The 1,226-nt window shown below is 58.9% G+C and carries 2 protein-coding genes; both read right to left on the bottom strand.

What is annotated here, in order from left to right; all coding sequences use genetic code 11:
* Positions 1–201: 201 nt before the first annotated feature.
* Complete coding sequence (locus ACDP63_RS24920) at positions 202–612, bottom strand: hypothetical protein (RefSeq protein WP_409928862.1); 411 nt, start codon at positions 610–612, stop codon at positions 202–204.
* 162 nt (positions 613–774) lie between these two features.
* On the bottom strand, positions 775–1,226 hold a 452-nt coding region (locus ACDP63_RS24915; RefSeq protein WP_409928861.1), incomplete at its 5' end, for a hypothetical protein.

Below are 1,226 nucleotides of genomic sequence, written 5' to 3'. Positions count from 1 at the left end.
GACGTAGCCGGACAGGTGATCAACGCGCCAGTCGCCCACAAAGTGTTCCCGCAGCCCCTGCCACGTTGCCGGCGAGGACGTTCCGCAAAGGTCCGAAATGTCGTCCGCGCGCTGCGCCAGCGCGGGAACGGCGGCGCAAGACAAAATGGCTGTCATAACGATGACCGGTCTCATTGGATTTTTCCTCCCTGCCGCAGAACGCTAGTGCCCGGTAGCAGTGATCCGGCCTCCATCCACATCCAGAACCAACATTAGTCGTTCGCCGGCAGTTCGGTCTGACATCGGGTAGGCCATCAGGCCTGCCTCGATCATGCCGGTGAAGTGAAGTGAACCGTCATTGTTGTGGTCGATGTCGAGCATTGCCTGCCCCCCGGCCTCGCTTGACAGTCCAAGTGCGGGATTTCCGTCTTCGTCCTCGAGCCGCAGTTCGAGAAGACTTGTGGTCCCATCGGCCACCATCACCATCAACCGAACGGAACCGATGCCCGATGGCACCTCCTGCGGTTCGGCAAGAATCCGCAGAGAGCCAATGCCTTCGCTCTCGAAATGGTATTCTGACCGCTCGGCGTCGATCCGCCATGAAACAGGCGTCTCTTCCAGAAACCCAGTCATATCCCCACCCGGCTGATCGGCCAGCACAGGCGCCGACAGGCAGATCGCAATTAGGGAAAGCGCCGCGGTCCTCACTGCAACTCACCCAATACGGCTTCAAACGTCAGGCTAACGCTGAGAGTATNGACAGGCAGATCGCAATTAGGGAAAGCGCCGCGGTCCTCACTGCAACTCACCCAATACGGCTTCAAACGTCAGGCTAACGCTGAGAGTATCGTCGGGATCAGGATTTCGAAGGGCAATCCGGTCCACACTGGTTAGAACACCTTCCACCTGGCCCGCGATCGCCAGCACACCGCCTTGGTGCGAGGCGCTCGTAATTGTCAGGGAGAGTTCATCGTCCAGGTCCGCACGGTAAATGCGATACGGATCGGTATCGAGAATTGGGATATCGATTTCTGCGGAAAGGAAGTCACCATCGAGATCGCCAATCCACTCTGCGCCGAGGGACAAGCTGCCCAGGCCGCGCTCCCTCAGTGCCGGTGCTTGAAAATAGATTGAAAAGCTTGAGGACGTGAAGTCGGACTGCTCTGTCCAGACCGACAGTTCTATCTCTTCGCCTGCGATCGTCCCTGACGCCGCTCCCCCCGGTTCTGCAGCGATGACGGGTACGG

Origin of the sequence: Paracoccus sp. P2 (genome assembly GCF_046335115.1) — a bacterium.
GTDB lineage: Bacteria > Pseudomonadota > Alphaproteobacteria > Rhodobacterales > Rhodobacteraceae > Paracoccus > Paracoccus pantotrophus.
This window is presented reverse-complemented; position numbering and strand designations above follow the sequence as displayed.